Origin of the sequence: Paenibacillus cymbidii (assembly GCF_004764705.1) — a bacterium.
GTDB classification, from domain to species: domain Bacteria; phylum Bacillota; class Bacilli; order Paenibacillales; family NBRC-103111; genus Paenibacillus_AN; species Paenibacillus_AN cymbidii.
In genome coordinates this window covers 113,148-134,804 of sequence record NZ_SHLX01000010.1, presented here as the reverse complement: position 1 = coordinate 134,804, position 21,657 = coordinate 113,148, and the positions used below count along the sequence as shown (strand labels likewise).

The 21,657-nt window shown below is 50.8% G+C and carries 20 protein-coding genes; 2 read left to right on the top strand and 18 right to left on the bottom strand.

Features of this window, described 5'->3' with window-relative positions; genetic code table 11:
* Positions 1-503: 503 nt before the first annotated feature.
* Positions 504-1,577: a YeiH family protein gene (locus EXY20_RS15635; RefSeq protein ID WP_135552695.1), complete on the top strand. Its 1,074-nt coding sequence runs from the start codon at positions 504-506 to the stop codon at positions 1,575-1,577.
* Between the two features lie 535 nt (positions 1,578-2,112).
* Here the strand turns inward: EXY20_RS15635 and EXY20_RS15630 are convergent.
* The 8 genes from EXY20_RS15630 to tnpC all read right to left on the bottom strand — a co-directional run bounded on the left by EXY20_RS15630 (position 2,113) and on the right by tnpC (position 7,238).
* On the bottom strand, positions 2,113-2,331 hold the full coding sequence (locus tag EXY20_RS15630; protein ID WP_135552693.1) for a hypothetical protein: 219 nt from the start codon (positions 2,329-2,331) through the stop codon (positions 2,113-2,115).
* Positions 2,332-2,407: 76 nt separating this feature from the next.
* Positions 2,408-3,121 carry a hypothetical protein gene (locus EXY20_RS15625; RefSeq protein WP_135552691.1) on the bottom strand — a complete coding sequence of 238 codons (714 nt, stop codon included), beginning with the start codon at positions 3,119-3,121 and terminating at the stop codon, positions 2,408-2,410.
* 191 nt (positions 3,122-3,312) lie between these two features.
* Entirely contained in the window at positions 3,313-3,699 is a 387-nt protein-coding gene (locus tag EXY20_RS15620; RefSeq protein WP_135552689.1) for a DUF7878 domain-containing protein, read from the bottom strand.
* 135 nt (positions 3,700-3,834) lie between these two features.
* Positions 3,835-4,278, bottom strand: coding sequence for a hypothetical protein (locus EXY20_RS15615; protein WP_135552687.1), 444 nt, complete (start codon positions 4,276-4,278; stop codon positions 3,835-3,837).
* A gap of 14 nt (positions 4,279-4,292) precedes the next feature.
* Positions 4,293-4,667: a hypothetical protein gene (locus EXY20_RS15610; RefSeq protein WP_207671278.1), complete on the bottom strand. Its 375-nt coding sequence runs from the start codon at positions 4,665-4,667 to the stop codon at positions 4,293-4,295.
* 53 nt (positions 4,668-4,720) lie between these two features.
* Positions 4,721-4,909, bottom strand: coding sequence for a Druantia anti-phage system protein DruA (locus EXY20_RS40645; protein ID WP_207671277.1), 189 nt, complete (start codon positions 4,907-4,909; stop codon positions 4,721-4,723).
* Positions 4,834-5,544, bottom strand: coding sequence for a Druantia anti-phage system protein DruA (locus EXY20_RS15605; RefSeq protein ID WP_207671276.1), 711 nt, complete (start codon positions 5,542-5,544; stop codon positions 4,834-4,836). Before EXY20_RS15605 ends, EXY20_RS40645 begins: the two co-directional genes overlap by 76 nt.
* 17 nt (positions 5,545-5,561) lie before the next feature.
* On the bottom strand, positions 5,562-7,238 hold the full coding sequence (gene tnpC, locus EXY20_RS15600; protein WP_135552685.1) for an IS66 family transposase: 1,677 nt from the start codon (positions 7,236-7,238) through the stop codon (positions 5,562-5,564).
* A 153-nt stretch (positions 7,239-7,391) separates the two neighbouring features.
* Between tnpC and EXY20_RS15595 the strand changes: the two genes are divergently transcribed.
* Positions 7,392-7,748, top strand: coding sequence for a helix-turn-helix domain-containing protein (locus tag EXY20_RS15595; RefSeq protein ID WP_135552682.1), 357 nt, complete (start codon positions 7,392-7,394; stop codon positions 7,746-7,748).
* A gap of 594 nt (positions 7,749-8,342) precedes the next feature.
* Here the strand turns inward: EXY20_RS15595 and EXY20_RS15590 are convergent.
* The 10 genes from EXY20_RS15590 to EXY20_RS15545 form a co-directional block, all read right to left on the bottom strand.
* A complete protein-coding gene (locus tag EXY20_RS15590) occupies positions 8,343-8,720 on the bottom strand; it encodes a hypothetical protein (RefSeq protein ID WP_135552679.1) in 378 nt (125 codons plus the stop codon).
* A 9-nt stretch (positions 8,721-8,729) separates the two neighbouring features.
* A complete protein-coding gene (locus tag EXY20_RS15585) occupies positions 8,730-13,592 on the bottom strand; it encodes an RHS repeat domain-containing protein (protein ID WP_135552677.1) in 4,863 nt (1,620 codons plus the stop codon).
* On the bottom strand, positions 13,589-14,242 hold the full coding sequence (locus EXY20_RS15580) for a hypothetical protein (protein ID WP_135552675.1): 654 nt from the start codon (positions 14,240-14,242) through the stop codon (positions 13,589-13,591). Before EXY20_RS15580 ends, EXY20_RS15585 begins: the two co-directional genes overlap by 4 nt.
* A gap of 16 nt (positions 14,243-14,258) precedes the next feature.
* Positions 14,259-15,731: a fibronectin type III domain-containing protein gene (locus EXY20_RS15575; RefSeq protein WP_135552673.1), complete on the bottom strand. Its 1,473-nt coding sequence runs from the start codon at positions 15,729-15,731 to the stop codon at positions 14,259-14,261.
* Between the two features lie 370 nt (positions 15,732-16,101).
* Positions 16,102-16,458, bottom strand: a complete 357-nt coding sequence (locus EXY20_RS15570) for a Rieske (2Fe-2S) protein (protein WP_135552671.1) — start codon at positions 16,456-16,458, stop codon at positions 16,102-16,104.
* On the bottom strand, positions 16,455-17,639 hold the full coding sequence (locus EXY20_RS15565; protein ID WP_135552669.1) for an amidohydrolase family protein: 1,185 nt from the start codon (positions 17,637-17,639) through the stop codon (positions 16,455-16,457). Before EXY20_RS15565 ends, EXY20_RS15570 begins: the two co-directional genes overlap by 4 nt.
* 40 nt (positions 17,640-17,679) lie before the next feature.
* Positions 17,680-18,564 (bottom strand): carbohydrate ABC transporter permease, encoded by an 885-nt coding sequence (locus EXY20_RS15560; RefSeq protein ID WP_135552667.1) that lies wholly within the window; start codon positions 18,562-18,564, stop codon positions 17,680-17,682.
* A 79-nt stretch (positions 18,565-18,643) separates the two neighbouring features.
* On the bottom strand, positions 18,644-19,543 hold the full coding sequence (locus EXY20_RS15555; RefSeq protein ID WP_135552665.1) for an ABC transporter permease: 900 nt from the start codon (positions 19,541-19,543) through the stop codon (positions 18,644-18,646).
* An 80-nt stretch (positions 19,544-19,623) separates the two neighbouring features.
* Entirely contained in the window at positions 19,624-21,339 is a 1,716-nt protein-coding gene (locus EXY20_RS15550; protein WP_167859258.1) for a type 2 periplasmic-binding domain-containing protein, read from the bottom strand.
* Positions 21,336-21,518: a hypothetical protein gene (locus tag EXY20_RS15545; protein WP_135552661.1), complete on the bottom strand. Its 183-nt coding sequence runs from the start codon at positions 21,516-21,518 to the stop codon at positions 21,336-21,338. The genes EXY20_RS15550 and EXY20_RS15545 overlap by 4 nt, the downstream gene beginning before the upstream one ends.
* Between the last annotated feature and the right edge of the window lie 139 nt (positions 21,519-21,657).

Genomic DNA, 21,657 nt, shown 5'->3' with positions numbered 1-21,657 from the left:
ACCTGCTCAGGCACAGTGGTTGCGGAATAAGCCATTTTTTATGGCCTATTGGCTCAAAAAAAGCAGCTCAACGCAAAATAGCCAGTGATTTCACTGGCAATACGCGTCGGAAAGCCCAATATGGGCTGCATTTGGCCCGATAGCCAGTGTTTTCGCTGGCTATTTTCGTTGCGAGGCGGGTAAAAGGGGGAATAGGCCATTTTTTATGGCCTATTGGCAGGTTCTGGCCCACTGTACCCCGTTTCAGACGGCACTGCCAGCCTCTTCGCAGACGGAAGCCGCACTTGCCTCCTTTCACCGCTATGTCTCTTTGGCGCCGCAGCGGAAATACCGCCGAAAGCTGCGATTACGCTTCACTCCCCTCCCCGCCGGTGATCGAATTATAAAATTTTGTTATGCAAAAGCCCGAAATGATTGATTTGTAACCGCAACTATGCCGGCATTATGATGGAGTCGAAATTTCGAGCACGGAAAATCGACACCGGAAAGTTGGCGGAAACATGATGAACGGCATTCGGAAGCTGTTGCCTGGACTGCTGATCGTGGTCGCGATTGCGGCTCCGTCCTTCTGGATCGGCTCGCTTGTTCCGATCGTCGGGGGGCCGATCATTGCGATCGTGCTCGGCATGGCGATCGGCAACGCACTTCTGTTGCCCGCGCGGGCTGCGCCCGGAATTCGCTTCTGCTCCAAGCGGGTGCTGCAGTGGGCGATCATATTCCAGGGAACCGGCCTCAGCCTGAGCCAGGTTTGGGAGACCGGCATCGGCTCGCTTGGCCTGATGCTGGTTACGTTCCTCGTTGCCTTCGGGTCCGCCTATGCGTTGGGAAAATGGCTGGACATTCCCCGGCGGCTGCAGTTGCTGATCGGCGTCGGCACGGCGATCTGCGGCGGCTCGGCCATCGCTGCCGTTTCCCCTGTGGTCAAAGCCCGCGAGGAAGAGATCGCTTATGCCATGGCAACGATTTTTTTGTTCAATGTGGCGGCGGCGCTTGCGTTTCCGGCGATCGGCCACCTGCTGCATTTATCCGATTCGATGTTTGGCTTGTGGGCCGGAACGGCGATCAACGACACTTCTTCAGTGGTGGCGGCCGGTTACGCCTACACCGAGGAAGCCGGCGATTATGCCACGATCGTCAAGCTGACCCGTTCGACGATGATAATTCCCGTCACGCTCGTTCTTGCGCTTGTTGTCGGGTGGCGGGGCAGACGCGAAATCGGAGCGAGAGATCGAGGAACGGGAGTTGGCGGGGCGGGAAGCGGGGAGACGGGAGGTCGCGGGACGGGAAGTGAAGGGCCGGACGAAAAAGTGACCCTCATGCGTCTGATTCCCTGGTTCATCGTCGGCTTCCTTGTCGCTTCCGGTCTGCGGACGACCGGAATCATATCGGACGAGCTGGCCCCGCAGCTGCGCACCATCGGCACGGCCATGATCGTGATTGCCGCTGCGGCCATCGGTCTGACCGCGAACTTTCGCCGCATGTTCAGCATCAGCCTGAAGCCGGTTGCGCTCGGCTTCTCCGTGTGGCTGGCGCTTTCGGTGGCCAGCATCGCGTATATTTTGGTTTTCGAATCTTGACGGATCGGAAGCAGACCTGCCGTAATCGTCGACGCGCCTGCCTGGATCGAGGTAAACTTGAAGCGGAAGGAATATTCAATTTTTGTAATCTGGCGCTATAACCGCTCATCGCACAATCCTCCTTGACGCCCATTGGGGCGTTTACCGTAAATAAACCGGGGGAGGCATGTGTACTCCGTGGGGTTCACATGATAAGAGCGGCAGGGTAGATGGCTACAGCACGTTTAACCAAGCCGTAACGGACAATACATCTGGGGCTGGGGAAAGCCTGCTCGAATACGCGAAAAGCCCCCGTCAGCGACCACGGGGCGTTTTACGTCCATTTCGTCGCCAGCAGGGACGTGTGAGAATATTTCCATTCAGCGAACAAGAGGGGTCCGGTAATTACTAACTGCAGCAAACCACCGCTTTCCCTGGATTTAATACTACATAGTCAGTTCTCTCGGCGGCGTGGTGGCTGTCTTCCCGCTGCTGCATAGGCTTTAAGACGTATGTGCTTGCAAAAGATAGAAGCGGTGCGGGGAATTCGCTTGGTTTAAATGGCCTGTAACCACTCGCCCGATCGTTCGATGATCAGCGTCTGACTGTAGTCATGATACTCAATGAAAGGGAGCAGGGACTCGGTAAGCTTATATTTTGTTTTGAGTTGTCCGGTGTCTCTGTCCAGCCAAGTGGCGGACTTTGCTTGTAAGGCAATCCATTTATCGGGATCAATCGGTCGAGGATACACTTTCATTCTGATCGTATCAAACATGGCACCCCTCCATTCTCATTGGAATTGTATCAAATGTGAAACAAAATCGGTTATGTTATAAGACATGATCCGGCAATCAATCCGCATCACTCCCTTCGGTGTTTGTTTGGTCGATCGGACATTGCAACTGATGTTTTTCGGTCAGATCGAACAGATCATCGTCAAGAATGTCCTTCCCCCGTAAGAAGGGGCCGAATCCATCTTGTGGAACAGTCATATAGTACAGCAGGGAATCCAGGGCCGTTTTTCTGTCCGCTTGCAGACGTTGCCATGCCTGCTTACGTGTATCGTCCCAACTATCCGTTACCGAGCCACCATAGAGCGTTGCAATTCGCTCCAACGTTACGAGTATCGGACTACTTCCGTTATGAAGTTGCTGTTCGTAACGCTCCTGATACAGAGCGGAACGCAACTGGAGAATCACTGTTTCAATTGCTAATTCCTGATGAAGCAATCGCCTTTCGTCCTCGTAAGGATCGACCCATCGCACATATTCGTATTCGGTGCCGTCATCGTCCGTATGCGTATCGGTTATTTCAAATCGATCCCGCTTGGAAAGCCGCCTCAAATAATCCGCTTGAATCTGAATTTTCTCAACTTCGTTCAGCTCCTTCGTAAAATAGATTTCGTCAATTTGAAACCATTTGGACAAGGTCTCCAGCTTGGCTTTGGGAATAGGGCGCTTCTTGCTCAACCACGCCATGATGGTGGGTGGGGCGATTTCCAATTTCGACGCCAACTGCTTGTATGTCCCGTTATAGACTTTCATGATGTAATCGAGTCCGATCATATGACACCTCTCCTGACTAATCAATTAGCCACCTCTCTAATATAGCGTGCGGCTATTCGATTAGTCAACATATCTTCAAAACAATTTTTGTGCTCCATATATGCTGTATAGAGCAAAGTTCGATTTCGCAGCGCCGCGGCGAAAAAAAGAAACCACAACGCGAGGGTTAGTCGCATTGTGGCGAAGACCGCTTACACATAGTCAGTATTTAATTCAAGGCCATATAACGCTTTAAGTTCGGCTTGAAGGATATCAAGAAACTCTCTACATTTCTTTTTAAGTTCGTCAATTGGAATTTTATGTCGTGTATTTGATATTTTCCAGTCGGAATATACCTCCCACTGATTATAATCATCTACACGAAACTCTAGAACCGGCCCATCTTCAACTTCAATAGAGCTATAAATAAAGTTTTCAACTTCACCATTATCAATCTTTTGCAGCCATTTTTTCATTAGTATTCCCAATTCAAAAAGCAATACCTCTTTCTCTTCAAAAAAAGGAATACCGTTGACTTGAATTTGTAATTCTCCATCTACATCAAATAATGACTTACCGATCGGTTGAGTTCGAATCATTTTTTTTCTAAAAGCGGGTTAAGTTTGAAAATAAAATTTATCTTACTGGATATGTCGACCATATGGTTCCATCACCTCCGATAATAGTTTTGACCTTCGTTTGCTTGTTCCGCAGCTTAAAAGACATGTGTTTTATTACTCGCCAGTAAAAACTCTTTTTTGCCGTTCCTTATTCTGCATCAAATTAAAGATAAAAAGATAGATATCCTGATCCTCTTCCATCGAATCACTGAAGTTTGGGTCAACCAAGTTTAGCGGATCAAATCGCCACGAGGGATACGTAATAGAAAAGAATACCTCACCTGACTTTTCAATTGAAAAGTAATTGTTGCGATCCAATCTTTCGAAGGTTACTCGACCATCATCCTCTAGACATATTTCTTTTTCGTTGAACTGAAAGTGGAGTCGCCCCCGTTTTTTATACAACATTACCGTTCCATCTTTTACTTTTTCATAAATGCCTTTAACGTTTATTGCACTATCACCGCGCAAAATCAATTGCCTCTCATCTGTAATGTAGTTATACCTCATAAGTTCGATCCAGTGGCGGTTATTTTGTAAAATAATACTTTCCTCCATAAGCTCCTCCTTCACTAGATACCAGCGGCTCTATTAAAATCATCAGATGTAGTCTTAGCACTTTCGATGATTTCTTCCCATGTCTTGCCTCGAATATTCCGCAAGTATTCAACGGATGGCCCTAACTTGTCTCCATACTTTTCTAGATTTCTTGCATAAATCTCTTCAAGTTGCGCGGGGGATGTCATATCTTTATACTTTTCACCCAAATCTCTTCTTGCTTGGTGCATGGCACGTGCAATATCCTCAACGTTTGAACCAGAATTTCTCATAGAGGTTTCCAAATTACTTAATCCTCTAACTTCACCAACATAAGCTCTTCTTACAGCCACATCAGCCATGTAGTTAGTGATAACTGCTGTTTCTCTTGCAAGAGCTTCAGAAGCCACAACCTCGATTCTATATGCAGGAATGAAATATAGTAAGTATTCAGTGAACCCGCTTAAGTCGGTTGGTTGAGGCGTTGTCGGAACTGCTTGTGAAGTGGGTACAAGTAAATATCTTTGACGGGAAGAGCATACTGGTTGAATTGATCGAGCTTGCCTCGGCCCTTGGTTACGCCAACCCTAACCCAGTTGGCGGCTTTGTAACAAGTGCCTGTAAAGCGGTCCTTTTCAACGAAAGTCTCCATAAGAACGGGCGCGTGTAGCCGTACGTGCGTTGCCAGTCGCCGGGCAGTTGTTTGGCGCACATCGAGAGGATGCGAGAAGCGAGATTTTTCACGTGTACCCACGGGAAAATCAAGAATCGGGAATTATTGACGATGAAGTGAAGTTGTTTTTTTCTCACCTCGGCTGGCCATGCAATCCACGAATCGCGGGGTTGCACTTTCCAGGCGGCAGCGGAAAATCCAATCGCGCCAAGCAAGCCTTGCGCAGATTGAATGAAGTAGCGGATCTGCGCGCCTGGCAGCGGCGTGTATCCGAGGTAGTGGTACCGTGCCATGAACTCATTCCAGAGCAACGAATCACGCTTGTTATCGATGCGAACAAGTGTGAGGGTACGCAGCAATCCAGGCGAGACACCAATTGTCTCTTGCGGCTCTGCGTCAGGCGTGCGCGTGGTAAATTTCTTGCCGTTGCTGTTCCCTTTCTGGGGCGGCGGCAATTCAATCGCACCCAAGCGGTGCAGCTTCAAAAGCAGTACACGGCAGCTCATATCCTTGAGTCCGCCATCGGGCTTGAACCATTGCCACGCCAAACAAACCTGGCGTGAAATCGCGACACGCAAGGCACTGGGATGGTCATGCATCAGTTTGCGAATCATCTGCACATCGTCCCAGGTTACAGACCGACCGCAGATGTTTCGGGGAAAGTCATGTTCACGCACGGCGGGCCTCCGGATTTCATGGCGTACGCTTGCACCTGCTCATCCGGGATCTTCCAGGGAAGCAGCGCATCCAGATCGGGATGCCCTGCGGGATGATGGGCAAGCTCATCCAAAATATAACGCAGATATGCCTGTGCGTTCAAGCCATGTTGCGCGGCCGTTTGCAGGATGCTCAGACAGATGGCGGTGAAATCGCCGCTCCACTGGGCGTGGCAGCCATAATAGTTCTTGCGCCCCAAAGCCGCCAAACGCAGCAGTCTTTCCGCGCGGTTATTGTCCATCGGCACATGAGGCTGCTCCACAAACACACAAAGCGCCGCCTGGTTTTTCAGCGTATTTTTCAGAATGGTTCGCTGCCGGGGATGCAGGTCTGGCGATTGCAGTTCACGCTGCGCTTCTGCAAAGAAGTGCACCATCGCTTGCTCAAGCAACGTGCCGGCGTCGGCCACGGTCAATCGTTGCCGGTTCAGACGGTATAACTGCCGAATACGATCGAGCCAAAGCGGGCTCCACGGCTGCAAGCGAATGTGTTCTTTCCCAGCCTTCAGAAAATCCCGGCGCAGGTGCGCCCAACAGAAGGCATTGGTGATGCCCGGGCGCAGACGGCTCAGCTTCAGATAGGACGAATACCGGTCGCTGCTCACGATACCCCTTACGCCTTTTTTTAGGTGCGCCAGCAACACGGATGCGGACCTTGAGCTGTCTACAACGTACACGACCGTTTGCTTGCAGGCGAACACCCACAGCCACCAATTGGCGTTGTCTTTCTTGTCGCTTTGGGCAAACATTTTCCATCCTGTCTCATCGACATGCCAGTGATCGGCCTGCCCATTGATCTGTACGAGGCGCTCGTAGAGCGGCTGCAGACGCTGACCCAGGACTTTGAAATTCCCGATCAAGGTGCTTGCGGTCAGCAGCAAGCCTTGCATGTGAAACCATTGCAGGAGTCGATGCAAGGGGACCTGGAAGACATATTTCATGACGATCACATAGGCAAGAAAAGCATGGGAGAACTTCCCCTTCGGAATAATCGCCGGGGGCTTTGGCGCAGTGACCATCCGTTTCGCCTGGCAATCGCATGTTCGCGCGGCCCGCTTGCGCCTATGATGGATGCGCACCAACTTGATCTGGATGTCGACCTCATAAGCGTCTTCGGAAAGTCCGGTGTCCGCAACCGATGCGCCGCATGTCGAGCAGCAAGCCTCATTTGCGGGCACTTCGTGAACGACTTCGATTTCCGGAATATTGGGTATGCTGCGTCCGTAACCCTTGTGGCCCTTTTGCCCGCCACGCCGCCTTCGTGTTTGCGCGCGCGCATCCGCTGTTCGCGCAACGGGTAGATTGTCATTGGCGTCGCTCCGATCGCCATCAGACGTGGCGACATGTTCCGAGGAGCGCCCGAATAATTGATCACGCTGTCCGAGATTGACGGCTTCCAAACGCTCGATCTCCGCAACTTGTGCGTCGATGATTTTACGATGGTGTTCCGCCTGTAATTCAAGTCGCCTTACTTCTTTGACAAACAACTCGAACAGCGGTTTCCATTCTGGAGACGATGCCAGTATGGATTTTTCATAGCCAACGGGTAGATAGGAGGTTGCCGCATAGGGTTTGAATTTGATTTTCTTCATACTGCAATCTTGACATAAAAATGTCCTGTGTGTTCAGTTGTTTTTGGTTGCAGTCCGGGTTCACTGAATACTTATCATTAATTTAGCACTCCTCCAGGTATTACTGCCGACAATCCCTTTCCTTACACTGATGGGTAGGAAGGGTGTGTCGGGATGTCGGACAGGGATATACTGCAAGTGATTGGGCAACGCATACGGGAAATTCGGAAGGCGAAAGGGCTGTCACAGGAAGCGCTCGCGGAACGATCGGGCTTCCAAACGTCCTATATTGGCGCTACCGAGCGGGGAGAGAGGAACCTCTCTATTGTCAATCTCCATAAAATTGCCGAAAGCTTGGCTGTCGATATTGGCGTACTATTTGACTTGGACAAAAATATTTTCGAGCTCGGGCACACGCTAGCACTAAACGAACTTTTGAAGATGCTGAAAGATCGGCAAGAGGATGAGTTGGCAACCATCATTCGCATGCTGAACGAAGTGTTTGCATTCTATGTGCCGAAGAGCAAATAGGAAACACCGATTCATAGTAAGCCGACTCACTCAAATTGGCCTTTAGACTGGCTTGACTTCACGAGGAATAAAACTGTACTCACCCCTGCTTTCAAATTGAAATTTGAGCGGTTTTTGTCGTTCTGGCGCATGGTTGTGTACATGCGCCTATTCGTAAGGCGTGATGGCGTGGCAATATTCGCTGCACCAACTACGGATCGCAATACAAAATGGAAGGAAAACGGCGATTTTCGGCATGAGCCTACGAGTCAACGACTCTCTCATATCTACATGCAAAATCGAAGATGTTATCGAATGGGGGTGGATCACAAGTTCGGTTGGATAAAGGAGAAAGGAACTTCGCTCAAATTACGGGCTTGCTCAGGATTGACTTGATCGTTAAATTGTCTGCAAAATCATACCGAGCTTTGAAACTCGCTACCGGGCTACCCCTACAGAAAAACGGTGATTGATGGTTGCAATAGCCCCAGCTACTTGCTCCTCGTGTATCGATTCCCGCCGCGCATACACTATTCGGTTATTTTGCTATCGGATGTGCCGCGGCGGAATAAAGAAACCACAATGCGAGGGTTAGTCGCATTGTGGTCAGAACCGTTAAATGGGTTTTAAAATTTTATAGGCAACTGTTTTAGCTCGTATTTCACATGTAATACCTGGATAATCCTCTGCAATAAATTCAAACACATAGTGGAAATATGTCTCTTTAAATTTCGGATCAGAATACCTTAGGTCAATCGATTCTTTAACTAATAAAACAACTTTAGATGTATCTGAACTCCAATCAGTAGGTAAAGACATGTAGAAAACATCCTTAAATATTATTTCAATATCTGTACCTTGATATAAACTTATGCCTCCATGAATAACAAGTTCGAGGTCGGCATACTTCTTTATTTCAAAATCAAACCACAATGCCTTCTGTAAATAGTTATTTATCTCTGTCACTAATCGATTCGCTTCGACTATATCCATATTTACCCCTCAATTCAATTGAATATGCGTTAATTTGGCTAGGTCATCGTTAAGTTTTATATCTCTTTGGAAATACCAATTCCCGTCTGAACCCAAGTATTCTTTACCTAGTCCTTGAGCTTTAGGATTTGAAGAATCAATTTGTTGTTGCCTCATTACTCTGTAAATATTACCGGTTTTATCGTAATTAGGGTCAGCTGGATGGACTCGAACTTCGTACTTAAAACCATCATCAGCCCAAGCTTCCTGATAACTATTACCAGGCAGAGAAACTAATCCTTGTCTTTGTAAAGCCTCATATAGAAAATCATTGGCTGTCCATCCAACTCTTGAATTTTGTAGAATCGTAGGCGTTTGTTCTATCACAGGTGTTATAAAAATCGTCGGCGCTTGATCTTGAAATGGTGTCGTAAATATCGTTGGATCATTATTTCCAAACGTTGTCTGTGTAACAGACATTGTTTGTTGTTCAATAGGTGTAATGTAAATGTTTATACCGCCATTAACGACTGGTGGCGGGCTATCAACAATTGGCGTAGGAATTGAATCAATTGCTTTCCCCACACCAATTCCTGCACCAACAGCCGCAAGTCCTGCACCAATCGCAGCCCAAGTTCCAGGATTAATAATTGGGATAATGCAAACAGGACATCGACCACTCGGATCAGTATATCGAAGCGGATTATTCGTGACATAAGTATACAAATTCAACGACAGCGGATTATCAATCTGCCCCTGGTACGTATCCTCTGTGATGAAGCGGCCCTCACCGGGATCATACCATCTGGCGCGAAGATACTGCAAATGGGAAGTATCGTCCCAGAATTCTCCCGCATAACGGAAGGGGTTGGGCGTGTTGCCCAATTGGGAAATGGTACGCCCCCACATATCATAAGAATACTGATTCAGCACGCTCCCTGCAGTGTCTCGCAGTTCAATAACGTCACCATGTCCGTTATGCAGATAATACCCTTTCTGCAGACCATCATCCCGATATACAAGACCATTGCCGCGAAGATAGCGGGCTCTCAGCGCAACGTTTCCACCTGTCACCGTTCCTTCGGCAATCAATTGGTCACCGTCATAATAATACCTTGTAGTCACGCCATTTTGCGTTTGTTCCCATAGCAGGCCGTCACCGTTGTACTTGTTCTGCGAAACAAGAATGCCGTCCTGCCAAACTTCAGTTAGCCGGTTCCACACATCGTACGTATAGTTCGTATCAACTGGAAGGTCGGTATTCTCCGTATTCAGGGAACTTCGGTTGCCGCGACTGTTGTAGGCGTATGTTTCGTCGTTTTCCGAATTCGTTTTGATGCGATTTACGTCATCGTACGTATAGGTATTCGTCTCTTCATTTTCCGTTCTCGTCAGCATATTGCCGTTGTCGTCATAGGTATAGCCGAACAAGTTAAGAATCAACCCGCTGGATGCCTGTTGCGTGAGGGTTTTCAGCCGATTAAATCCGTCGTAATTGTAGGAAGATACAATCCCGTTCGCCAGAGTCGCCTGGTTAACAAGACCGTTAGACTTATATTGATAATCCACCTGCTTGACACTACTTGAACCAACTGTCAAATAATCAAGTCTGTTCCGTGCATCCCAGTTATAATGAATCACCTCGCCGAAGGGGTCGGTCATCTTCAGGCGCCGTGCCAAGCTATCGTACTCGTACTCCATGCTCTTGGAATCGGGAAACGTAACTTTTTGCAGCGAGCCGTCAGCAAAGTATTGATACTGCGTAAGCCCCGTGGTGTCCATCATGGATTTCCGTTTGTTATTTCCGTAGTACGTGTACGCAGTCGATTGTCCTCCCTTGAGGCTTTGCTTCATCCGATTCCTTTCATCATATTGAAAAGTCCCTATCTGGCCGTTCTTATCGATATTTTCGATCAAGTTTGAATTCGCATCGTAACGAAAAGTCTCCACGCCTGTTCCCGCATCGGACTTCGAGGTTAAACGTCCCATCTCGTCATATCCGTATGTTTCCGTCGCATTGTCGGCGAATACCTTGGCTGTAATCAGGCCGAGGGAATTATAACGATATTTTGTTGTTTCCATTGCTGCAGGCGACACTTGTGAATCGATCGTTTGGGTTACGGAAGCCAGCAACTGCAGACCGTTGTTTTTATAAACCGTTCTGTTCCCGTTATAATCGACAATACTCTTTTGGAAAGGATCTCCATTGTACTCATAATTGGTAAGTGTCATAATCGTTTCGTTGACTTGATGATCCACATGCTCCGTCTTCACGGTTCGATTGATCTCGTCCGTATAGGTGCTTGTTTCATTCCGATTCTCATCAAACGTCGTTATTTTTCGATGCACGTCGTCATACACATTTTCGGTATATTGGTTGTCAGCAAAGATCGTTTTCAACGTGCGCCCTATACTATCGTAGGTATAATCGGTTCTTTCTTGCAAAGCTCCTTGTCCGGCGATCGTATAGTCGATTTGGCCCAAAACGTTATAATGGTTGGTGCTCATCGTCGCGAGATTTCCTGTCATGTCCGGTGTCTGAAAGGAGAGCTGGCGTCCGATACCGTCGTAAATTGTTTTCGTTCGGTTGCCTTCCTCGTCAGTCAACAGTACCGATGAGGTCTGGTTGGCGACATTAATCGCATACACCGCCGACTTGCTTGCCCGTGCCGTCTCACCTGTAATCAGCGGATATTCAATCCCGGTAATCCTTCCTATAGCGTCATACAAGTAGCTGTATTTCTGCTGCGCACCGGCCCCATTTTGAACCGCTTTGGCATCAAGATATCCTGTCATCCGCCCCGTATTAAAATCGTATTCAAATCTTTCTTCTATCGTAACCGGTGTACCGTTATCCGTTGCATACGTCTTGACAGAAGTCGGATAAGCGTTGCCATAGGTCGGGCTGTATGCAATATCGGTCGTCTTGAATTTATTGTCTCCCGACGGCACTTTGACTTGACTGACATTGCCAAAGGAATCGTAGCTATATGCAGTAACAATGCTTTGATTTTGCCCGTTGTCATCCTTGTAAGTGACCGTTTGTGAAGAAATTTCCGGTTTGCTGGGATTAATCGCCCACGCAATGTTCTGCAACTCGACAGATCCCAGTTTCGTTATTTTCGCTGTCATCATGGCCGGAAAAACCGAGGAATATGTCCGAATGGTCGTATAACCTTTCGGGTCGGTATGAGACAACAAGTTCCCGTAATTATTATAGCTGTAGCTATCCGTCCGGGAAACATTCGTATTAGCCCCCAAATCATAATTAATTGACGACGTCTGGGTGACAAGGCGCAAGGTCGGATCTACGGTATAATTCATTTCATCCTTGTATAGCGACTCCTTCAAGTGGATGACCTTAATCAAATCGCTCTTGTTGCTGAATGTTTGTTGCGTTTGCAAAGCATACGGACGAGGTGCTGCAGCGTATGGATTCGAGATAACACTCCATTTATTAGTAAATATAAAATTGGAAGGCAAGCTTTCCGGATTCGAGTACAGCGGGTAGCCGGTATAGTTGTTGGCGTCGTATGTGTACTCGATCATATTTTGTTTGTTTCCATTTACTTCGTCATAACGTTCGCGTACGACGTAATAACCTGCAATTCCCGCATTGCTCAAATTTTTTGTTCCGGATGCATAACCAAATTGCGTTTTCGAACCGGTGGGGTAAACAATCGTTTGGAGATTGGCATATTTCAGCGCCCCAACGGGATACTTGCTCGAATACCGATCAAAATCGAATGATGCGGCATCAAATGAATACTGGTAAGATACCGTCTCATTATTTTCATTGACGACCGAAGAAAGCACCATTTCATAAGTTTCGCCGGGTACGTTGGTTTTGTTGTATTGAATTGTTCGTCCCCCGTAAGTAACGGTGACTTGGTTGACCGTATACGTAAATTGAATGACTCGCCCCAATGAATCCGTTACTTTGTCGAGGACAGGATAACTGCTGCCGCCAAAGACCGCTTGATTCGTATAAGTGGCCGTTATTTGGTTTCCGTAAAGATCCTTGGTTCCGATCCATTTGCCGGCACTGTCGAAATACTTGGATTGGCCGATCGTATTGGTGACCTTGTACGCCGCCGTATTGATCCCGATGGTTTCCGACGAGCCGGCAAAAGTCAGATCGGAGAGCGGATATTTGTCCAGCTTATTATCGCTTGTAATTTGGTAAGCGCTGCCGTTTTCCAAATGCAGATACTTATAGCTGCCGGAAAATTCGATGGCCGGAAAAGCGAACTTCCATCCCGCGCCAATGTTGTACCGCTGTTCGTCAAAGGTATATGTGTCTGACTGGTTCTCGTAGCTGAATTCGTAATGATCAATATTGTACGATGCAACATAGGTATAAAAAAATTGCACCACCCACGCGCAATTATTGGAGTAATCTTGCCAGGCATTGTTTGGAAAATTATAGTTGCTGGCTGCACTGAGATCAGTTCCGAAATCTATATAGGTATGACCATCCTGCGTGTAATGACAATTTGAACCATTATAATCGCATTGATAGATATGATACCAGCCATGCTTCTCATAGTTGGTTGTAGAATAGGAATAGTCATAGTGCCCGACAGCCCGTAAATTCTTCAAAGCCGCTTCGTTGCTCGAATATTGGCGGGTCAAGGCAAAATCAAGCCCGTTCCGGCCGGGAAGTACCAGATCGGCATGGGAAAGCATCAGACTCCCCGTTGCAGCAACAACGTTTTCATTTTCGGATGCTTTGGAATAGGGAGTATTGGCATTAATTTCATATATTCCCGTTGGCGCATTATACCCGTTTAGAATTGCCGAGTTGTCCGTAAGATCGGCGTAAGCCGTAGAAAAGAGTCCGAGCAGCAAGCCAACACCGAATACTATGGAAATGAACCACTTTACTCTCACTGCCGCACCTTCCCCTCATCCAACTTCTCTGGAACCGCTCTTCTTTGTTCCAACTCCTCTTTCATCGATTTGCCGTTGAGTCTGGCATTCTCCCAGGCTTGACCGATCTCTGCTCTGGAGTAGCCTTTGGCCAGCCATTCCTGTTGCGTTTCGTAACTTACGACGTCCTTACGTTCCTTGACCACCTTGATTCGATCTATCCTCTCCTTATAATTCCGCAATTCCTCTTGCCGCTTCTTCAATACCTCTTCGACGTTCGATTCGCGCTGCTCATTGACGTAACTCGCCGCCAAATCGATTTCATCAAAGGAGTAACCCTGTTTGTACAAATTCAACTTCTCCTCGTCTGTCAATCTCACCTCAGGGACAACGTTGGTTACCTTGTCATGAATCATCTTCAACATGTCGTCCGACAATTCTGTCTTCAGTAGGGGGGCTGTCTTTGCTTTACCGGATTTCAAATCTTCCATCGTGACACCCGGAGCTCCATTACCGCGATCCTGCACTTGGTTGATGAGATCGGTCGGCGTACTTTTATTGCTTGTCGCGGAACTGGCAATGGAAAGGCCGGCGCCCAGAAATAAAGCAATCATCAAAATGGAAAAAGCCACTGTCTTTCTTTTCGAAACATATCTCCAACCTGATTTCATTGATTTTCCTCCTCCACTAATAGGGCAACGGAACCATCGTTTTCGATCTCAAATTGCCGTTGGCGTCGTAATTGTATTCGACTTTATACTTGGTGGCCATTGCCCGGGTGACGCTCAATTTGTAAGGATCGGGGCTTATGCCGCTTCCTGCGCTGACGACTTTGATGGAGTAGGTTTTCCCGGCTGTTACTTTGAAAATAACTTCTTCACTTTCACCGATATCCTGCACGCTGGCTGCAACGTATTTGGCATGGTCGTCATAGATGTAAACGTCGTAATTCGAGCCGCCCGGCACTTGCAGTGACACGGCATCTACTCCGTTCGTTGCCGCCGTATAGCGAAAGAAGTCCTTGTCGGTTGCCGATGAGAGATATCCGGCGTATGTCGTTCCGTAAGAGATGGCATACGCTCCTACGGCAGTATCGTCCGCTTCCGGGGAATTCGGCAAGGTCGTCACAAGAAGCACTTCGCTTGACGAAGAAATATTCCCCGCAACATCTTTGGCTTTGACGGAATAAGCTCCGGTAGGGGATATCCCTGCATAGGTAATGCCGGTTACGGAATAAGAAGCCGAAGCGACGGTTGCGATTTGCACGCCGTTCCGGAATACATCGTACGAAGCTACGACGCCGGAATTATCGGTCGAAGCGGTCCATGTCAAATCGAACGAGGAGGTGGTAATATTGGCCGCCTTCAGTCCGGTTGGGACAGTGGGCGCGATCAAATCGGCAGTGACGACATGCAAGGTGTTGCTGGACGTTTCGTAACCGACAAGATCCTTGACTTTAACAGAAAAATCATAAGCGATCCCGGATGCCAAAGAGGATACGGTGTAGGCGGTATTCGTGCCGACAGCGCTAACCAGCGTCGAGCCTCGATAAACTTCATACTGGCTGATTCCGGACGAGTCCGCAGCCGCTGTCCAGGACAAGCTTGCTGTTGATTCTGTCTTGCTTGCCAGCGAAAGTGAAGGAGCCGTTGGAGGAGTGCGGTCGATACTAAACGTTCTTGTTGCGGATTTCGATCCCCCGTAATTGTCGTTAACGGTAACCTTGAGCGTATGCTGGCCTTCGGACAGGAATGACAGATTCGTCGACGAGATGGCGTGGGAAAAACTTTGGTTCTGGCTATTTGCGGGGGTAAAGGTCTGTATGGTCTGCGCACTTCCGGTATCGATTTGATAATTGATTGTCAGAACATTCCCCGATCCGTCATTATCCCGGACAGAACCGGAAATAGTCAATGATTGCGTACCCGACAGCAACATATTATTTTGCGGAGCATCCAACGTAATGTCGGGCGGAAAATTGCCGCAAGGACCCGCGATCTCTCCCCACCCTCCCAAACTTGCCCATAACGGTCTATCGGACTTATTGTCAAAAGCAGGACATGCGGTTCCGTATGCCGTTGAATGGGTCATGGTCACCATGCCAAACATAAGGATTGTCAAAGAAATAAGTGCATTTACAAATTTAATTCTGCTTTTCATTTGCTAATTGCCTCCCGGAAACGTTTTTTCTCGCACTTGGCCGGCGATGGTACGCCTTCAATACGGCATGATTGAATCATTGCCATCCTCACGATTCGTTTACTTACTCTTGCCGCCCCCTTTTATGGGTCAAATTGCCTATCCCTAATTGCCCATAACATAGTATATCATTTCCAATTATAAATTCTAGTAGGAAATAGAATAAAAGTTAATTTATTTATTTAAATACTATTATTTGAATATTAAATTAATTTTAACATATTCCACGAGGCCAAAAAAAACGTCGCCCTTCCCGATTCAGGGGAAGAACGACGTAATTCCTGGCAGTTATGTTTGATCAAGTACGGAGATTCGTGCGCAACTGCCCGCCTCACCCCGCCAGCCACACATACAAATCGCCGTCTTCGACCGTGACGTCGAAGCCGCGCAGCTTGACCGACGAGTCGGCGAGATGGCGGCCGCTCGTCAGGTCGAATTCCCAGCCGTGCCACGGGCAGCGCAGGATTCGGCCTTCGCAGCCAAACTCGTACTCGTACACGTTCGACGGCAGCGTCGTGCCGCCGGTCAAGCCGGCGCATACCGGCGCCCCGGCATGCGGGCAAACGTTGCGCCAGGCGTAATACTGACCGTCAACATGGAAGATGCCGAGCGACATGCCTTTGACAGTGACGATCGCCCGGCCCGTCGCCTGCACATCCGCCTCCCTGGCAGCGAAATACTTGATCATGCGCCGCCCCCCCAATCCTCATGCCGCCCCTGCGGCGATCCCGCCTCGCTCGCAGAACGGCCTCCGCCGTCCGCGCCGATGTCCCCCGCCGCTGCCGGGTCGCTGCCCGCTTCCGCCCGCTCCGGGTCCGGCAGCCCGTACAGCTCCTGCGCGGTCAACCCCATGATGCGCCGCTTCAGCTCGCGCGGCATCGGCGGCAGCGCCATCATCGGGTTGTCGTAGTCCCAGTGCGGATAGTCAGTGGAGAACATCACGCACTTGTCCGCCCCGATCATCTCGAAGATTTGCAGCAAATGCTGCGGATTCGCCGGCTCCTCAATCGGCTGCGTTGTCAGATACACATGGTCGCGGATATACTCGGACGGATGCCGCTTCAGCCACGGCGTTGTCGAGCGCAGCGCCTTGTAGTTTTTGTCCATGCGCCACATCAGGTGCGGCAGCCAGGAGATGCCGCCTTCGATGGCGACGAATTTCAGCGCCGGGAATTTCTCGAACACGCCTTCGCAGACGAGGCTGTTGACATGCGCCATATACCCGGTCGGCAAAATATTGTGCCACTCCATATACCGCGTCGGATATCCGGCGTTCGTCGGCGCCGGCGAAATGCCGCGCCCTTCGCCGCCGGGATGGATCGCCACCGGCAGACCGTTGCGCTCCGCCGCCTCGTAGATTGGATGAAACGCGCGCTGGCCGTACAGTGTAGACGACGCGCTCGTCATGATCACCTGCACCATGCCCGGGTGCGAGCCGATCCGGTCGATTTCGCGGGCGGCGGCGGCGGGGTCGGTGTTGTTGATCAGCACCGAGCCGCGGAACTTCGGCGACTTCGCCAACCAGTTGTCGATCGTCCAGTCGTTCCACGCCGAAGCGACGGCGTTGGCGTAGTCGGGATCGGGGTACAGCGAAATTTCGATGCCCGAGGTCAGGATCGCGTAGTCGATCCGGTTCGGCTTCAGCAGATGCTCGTGCATAAACGCCGGATCGCTGCCCGGTCCGCCGCCGTTCGGCGGCATGGCGTCCTTCATCGCTCCGCCGACGGCGGAATAGTAAACGCGAGCGGCGCCGATGCCCATTTCGAGCCACTGCTCGTGCCACACCCGCGGCAAATACGGCAGCAGCTCTCGCCCGTTCTTCATCGCGTTGTGCACGTCGGCGTCGACGACGATCGATCGCTCTTTCATGTGAGATCCCTTCCTTTGTCGGGTAATTCGGCAACCGCCCCTACTCCTTCACGCTGCCAAGCACGATGCCTTTCATGAAGTAGCGCTGCAGGAACGGGTACACGAGCAGAATCGGCAGCGCGCCGAGGAAAATTTGCGCCGCACGGGCGGTCCGGTCGGATACATTTTCGAGCAGCGTCAGGTCGGTCTGGTTCTTGAGCAGCGTGTCGAGCCCGACGATCAGCGTGTACAGGTAGCTCTGCAGCGGATAATGCGCCGGCGAGTTCATGAACAGGATGCCGTCGAACCAGGCGTTCCACTGCGACACGGTCGCGAACAACGTCAGCGTCGCCAGCGACGGCAGCGACAGCGGCACGAAGATGCGCCACAGGATGCGCCACTGCCCGGCGCCGTCCATCACCGCCGCTTCCTCCAGCTCCTTCGGCAAATTGCGGAAGAAGTTCAGTAGGATCACGACGTTGTACACCGGCACGGCATGATGCAGCACGAGCGCCCAGATCGAGTCGAGCAAATGCAAGGAGCGTATCGTCATGTACAGCGGCACGATTCCCGAGCTGAACAGCATCGTAAACACGAAGATCCACACGTACACCGTCCGGCCTTTCAGGGCGGACGCCTCCTTCGAGAGCGGGTACGCGACCAGAATCGTCAGCGTCATGTTGACCGCAACGCCGAGCGCCACCCGCTTCAGCGTCACGACAAGCGCCTTCAAGAATTCAGGTTGCTTCAGAATGAACGAATACGACGCCCACGTAAAATCGATCGGCCAAAGCTTCACTTCCCCCGCCGCCACCGCGCTGTTCGAGCTGAGCGACAGCGACAGCAGATGGACAAGCGGCAGCACGCACAAGACCGCCAGCACGATCAGAAACGTATAATTGAACGCGACAAATACCCGGCGCGACGGCGACAAATAATCGACCATAACGCGATTCGCCCCCTTTCCCCACAAAAGATGTTGCCTCGGGTGCCGTTTCCGGGTGCTTTGCGGGGACCCGAAAGGCTTAAAAAATGCGGTAATTCGCAAACCGGTACGCCAGTGCGTACGACAGCGAAATGAGCGCAAGCGAAACGAACGACTTGAACAGCCCAACCGCCGTTGCAACGCCGTACTGCGCGTCGATCAGCCCGATGCGGTAAACGAACGTGTCAATGATGTCCCCACTCTGGTACACGACGGGGCTATAAAGATTGAACACCTGGTCGAAGCCGGCATTCAAAATATTGCCGATGCTGAGCGTAGCCAGCAGCACGATGATCGGGGTCATGCCGGGCAGCGTGATGTGCCACATTTGCCGCCAGCGGCTGGCGCCGTCGGTCACGGCCGCTTCGTACAGCGAAGGGTTGATGCCCACGATCGCCGCCAAATAGACGATGGTGCTGAAGCCGAACTCTTTCCACTCGTTCGACAGCACAAGCGTAAACGGAAACCACCTGTTGTTGCCGAGGAAAAAAACAGGCTCGATGCCGAGCGACTTCAGCAGCAGGTTGACGATCCCTTTGGACGGGGAAAGCATGTCGATCAGAATGCCGCTCAGAATGACCCACGACAGGAAATGCGGCAAATACACGAGCGTCTGCACCCAGCGTTTGACCGCTTCCTTGCGGATTTCGTTCAGCAGCAGCGATACGGTGATCGGCACCACCAGCCCGGCGACGATTTTCATCAGCGCAATGAACACCGTATTCCACAACACCTGGTAAAAATCTGGCAATTCCATCACATATCGAAAATTGTCCCAGCCGATCCACTTCGAATGAAACACCCCGCGCGCGGGAATGAACTTCTGAAAGGCGATAACGGAACCGGCCATCGGCAAATAGCTGAACACCGCAATCGCCAGCAGCCCGGGGATCAGCATCAGATGCAGCGGCACTTGCAGCCGCCACTTTTTCCATGACATCGAGGTTCCCTCCTTCCGGCCGGATTGCCGGCAACGACGCCGGGGAGGCGAGGTGCCCCGCCCCCAATGCGTCACAACACTTATTTGTTTTTGGCGTACCAGTCGTTCACTTCTTTTTCAATCGTGTCGCCGCCAAGCGTTTTGAAATCGCTGACGAATTTGTCGAATTCGTCGACGCCGGCGTCGCCCATGATGATTTTCGTAAACGTTTCGATTTCCTTCTTCTTCAGCGTCGGCAGCTTATCCGCCATCGTCGGCGTCGCCGGGCCCTGGAACGCGTTGTATTGGCCGATCTTCGCCTTGTCGTACTTGTCGATCGTGCTGTAGGACGAGCCGTCCGGGTTGCCGAACACCATGTTGGAGAACCACATCGTATCGTCGCCGGCCAAAAATTTCGTCATCCGGTCCCAATGCACCGTCGCCGGGAAGCCAAGCTTGCTGCCGTCCTTGTTTTTCAGCGCTTCCTGCAGCAGCCGGTAGGCGGTCAGGTTCGTGTTCAGCGAATCGATCGCAACCGGCACGTACCGGGCCGGGAAAATGCCGGTAGCGGCATCGGTGATATACGGGTTCGGATTCGGCGCATAGTTCGTTTCATAGTACAGCTTCCAATAAATGTCGGCCAGCTTGACCATCGCTTCCGGATGTTTGGCGCCTTTCTTCACTACGTAGAAATTGCCGGCGGTATCGCTGAGCTGGGGAATCGCCGGCTTGCCGTCGTTCGATACCAGCTGGATCGTTTTCCATTGCGCCTTCGGATCCTTCGTATGGCTGTCTTTCTGGTATACGCCGCCGTCCGCCACGTTGCCGAAAGCGAGGCCGATCCGCCCGGCGGCGATATCTTCGCCGATTTTGGCTACCGGTTTGACGCCGAATTCCTTGTCCAGCACGCCGTCCTTGTACAGCTCCTGAAGCTTCTTCAGCGGGTCCTTCAATTCTTTCTGCAGCGAGCTGTAGACGAGCTTGCCGCCGGCGTCCTTCAGCCAAATATCGGTGAACGTGTGGTAGCTGTTGAACAGCCCGACAAGCGAACCGTGGCCCATATCGAGAAAATCCTTGTTGATCGCAAGCCCGTACGTATCCGCCTTGCCGTTGCCGTCCGGGTCCTGTTTGGCGAACGCCGTGGCGACCTTAAACACGTCGTCGAGCGTTTTCGGCTCCGGCAGGTTCAGCTTCTGCAGCCAGTCCGTGCGAATGTAGATCATTTGTGCGGTGCTGACCCCGCCGTTGTTCGCCGTTGCCGGAATGCCGACCAGCTTGCCGCCGTAGGTGGCCGCCTTCATGCCGATGCCGCCGTCCTCCTGCATCAGCCCTTTGCCGAACGGCGACGCGTATTGCTCCCATACCTTGGTCAAATCCTCCAGCATGCCCGATTCGGCGAGCCGGTTCATCTCTTCCTTGTTGACGAGCAGGAAGTCAGGCAAGTCGCCCGATGCGATCGACACGTTCAGCTTTTGGTGGTATTGCGTCACGTCGACGGTCCACAGGTTTTTCACTTTGATGCCGTAGTCTTTTTCGAAAATTTTCGTCCAGACGTTGCTGTCGAGCGAATCGCCGGCGGCGAACTTGAAGTTGCCGTCGATCGAGCGGACCGTCGTCACTTCGATCGGCGGATCGTACTTCGCGAGCGGATCGACCGGCTTGGCGCTAGCGGCCGGCGAACCGGACGCCGCCGCGCTTCCCGACGGCTTCGGCGAATCCGTAGCCGTCTCTTTTTCGTTCTTGCTGCACGCCGTCGCCGCAAGCGACAACGCGAGCAGCGAACCTAGTGCAACAACCCCCAGCTTTTTTCGTTTCATGGCCATTCTCCTTCGTTACGGTTGTGTGTGATCACGTTTTCATTATAGAGGCGGCCTTTTGCCGGTCGAAACGGGACATTTTTGCGGCGCTTGCTTTTTATTATCCACATCGGAAAAAGGGCAGCGATCGTTTGGGTCAGGGCGAAAATAGGCCATGAAAAATGGCTTATTTGCCCCATTTCGCCTACCTCGTCGAAAATAGCCAGCGAAAACACTGGTTATTTCGGCCAAATAGCGCCAATCAGCGCAAATTCACGCGAATAGCCAGTGAAATCACTGGCTATTCGGTGGCGGCTGCCCACTACGGGCCGAATAGGC

What these genes read in the sequence shown, in the direction of transcription:
- EXY20_RS15635 (WP_135552695.1), top strand. Translation starts at nt 504, where the DNA reads ATGAACGGCATTCGGAAGCTGTTGCCTGGACTGCTGATCGTGGTCGCG.
- EXY20_RS15630 (WP_135552693.1), bottom strand. Translation starts at nt 2,331, where the DNA reads ATGTTTGATACGATCAGAATGAAAGTGTATCCTCGACCGATTGATCCC.
- EXY20_RS15625 (WP_135552691.1), bottom strand. Translation starts at nt 3,121, where the DNA reads ATGATCGGACTCGATTACATCATGAAAGTCTATAACGGGACATACAAG.
- EXY20_RS15620 (WP_135552689.1), bottom strand. Translation starts at nt 3,699, where the DNA reads ATGATTCGAACTCAACCGATCGGTAAGTCATTATTTGATGTAGATGGA.
- EXY20_RS15615 (WP_135552687.1), bottom strand. Translation starts at nt 4,278, where the DNA reads ATGGAGGAAAGTATTATTTTACAAAATAACCGCCACTGGATCGAACTT.
- EXY20_RS40645 (WP_207671277.1), bottom strand. Translation starts at nt 4,909, where the DNA reads ATGGAGACTTTCGTTGAAAAGGACCGCTTTACAGGCACTTGTTACAAA.
- EXY20_RS15605 (WP_207671276.1), bottom strand. Translation starts at nt 5,544, where the DNA reads ATGATTCGCAAACTGATGCATGACCATCCCAGTGCCTTGCGTGTCGCG.
- tnpC (WP_135552685.1), bottom strand. Translation starts at nt 7,238, where the DNA reads ATGAAGAAAATCAAATTCAAACCCTATGCGGCAACCTCCTATCTACCC.
- EXY20_RS15595 (WP_135552682.1), top strand. Translation starts at nt 7,392, where the DNA reads ATGTCGGACAGGGATATACTGCAAGTGATTGGGCAACGCATACGGGAA.
- EXY20_RS15590 (WP_135552679.1), bottom strand. Translation starts at nt 8,720, where the DNA reads ATGGATATAGTCGAAGCGAATCGATTAGTGACAGAGATAAATAACTAT.
- EXY20_RS15580 (WP_135552675.1), bottom strand. Translation starts at nt 14,242, where the DNA reads ATGAAATCAGGTTGGAGATATGTTTCGAAAAGAAAGACAGTGGCTTTT.
- EXY20_RS15575 (WP_135552673.1), bottom strand. Translation starts at nt 15,731, where the DNA reads ATGAAAAGCAGAATTAAATTTGTAAATGCACTTATTTCTTTGACAATC.
- EXY20_RS15570 (WP_135552671.1), bottom strand. Translation starts at nt 16,458, where the DNA reads ATGATCAAGTATTTCGCTGCCAGGGAGGCGGATGTGCAGGCGACGGGC.
- EXY20_RS15565 (WP_135552669.1), bottom strand. Translation starts at nt 17,639, where the DNA reads ATGAAAGAGCGATCGATCGTCGTCGACGCCGACGTGCACAACGCGATG.
- EXY20_RS15560 (WP_135552667.1), bottom strand. Translation starts at nt 18,564, where the DNA reads ATGGTCGATTATTTGTCGCCGTCGCGCCGGGTATTTGTCGCGTTCAAT.
- EXY20_RS15555 (WP_135552665.1), bottom strand. Translation starts at nt 19,543, where the DNA reads ATGTCATGGAAAAAGTGGCGGCTGCAAGTGCCGCTGCATCTGATGCTG.
- EXY20_RS15550 (WP_167859258.1), bottom strand. Translation starts at nt 21,339, where the DNA reads ATGAAACGAAAAAAGCTGGGGGTTGTTGCACTAGGTTCGCTGCTCGCG.
- EXY20_RS15545 (WP_135552661.1), bottom strand. Translation starts at nt 21,518, where the DNA reads ATGGGGCAAATAAGCCATTTTTCATGGCCTATTTTCGCCCTGACCCAA.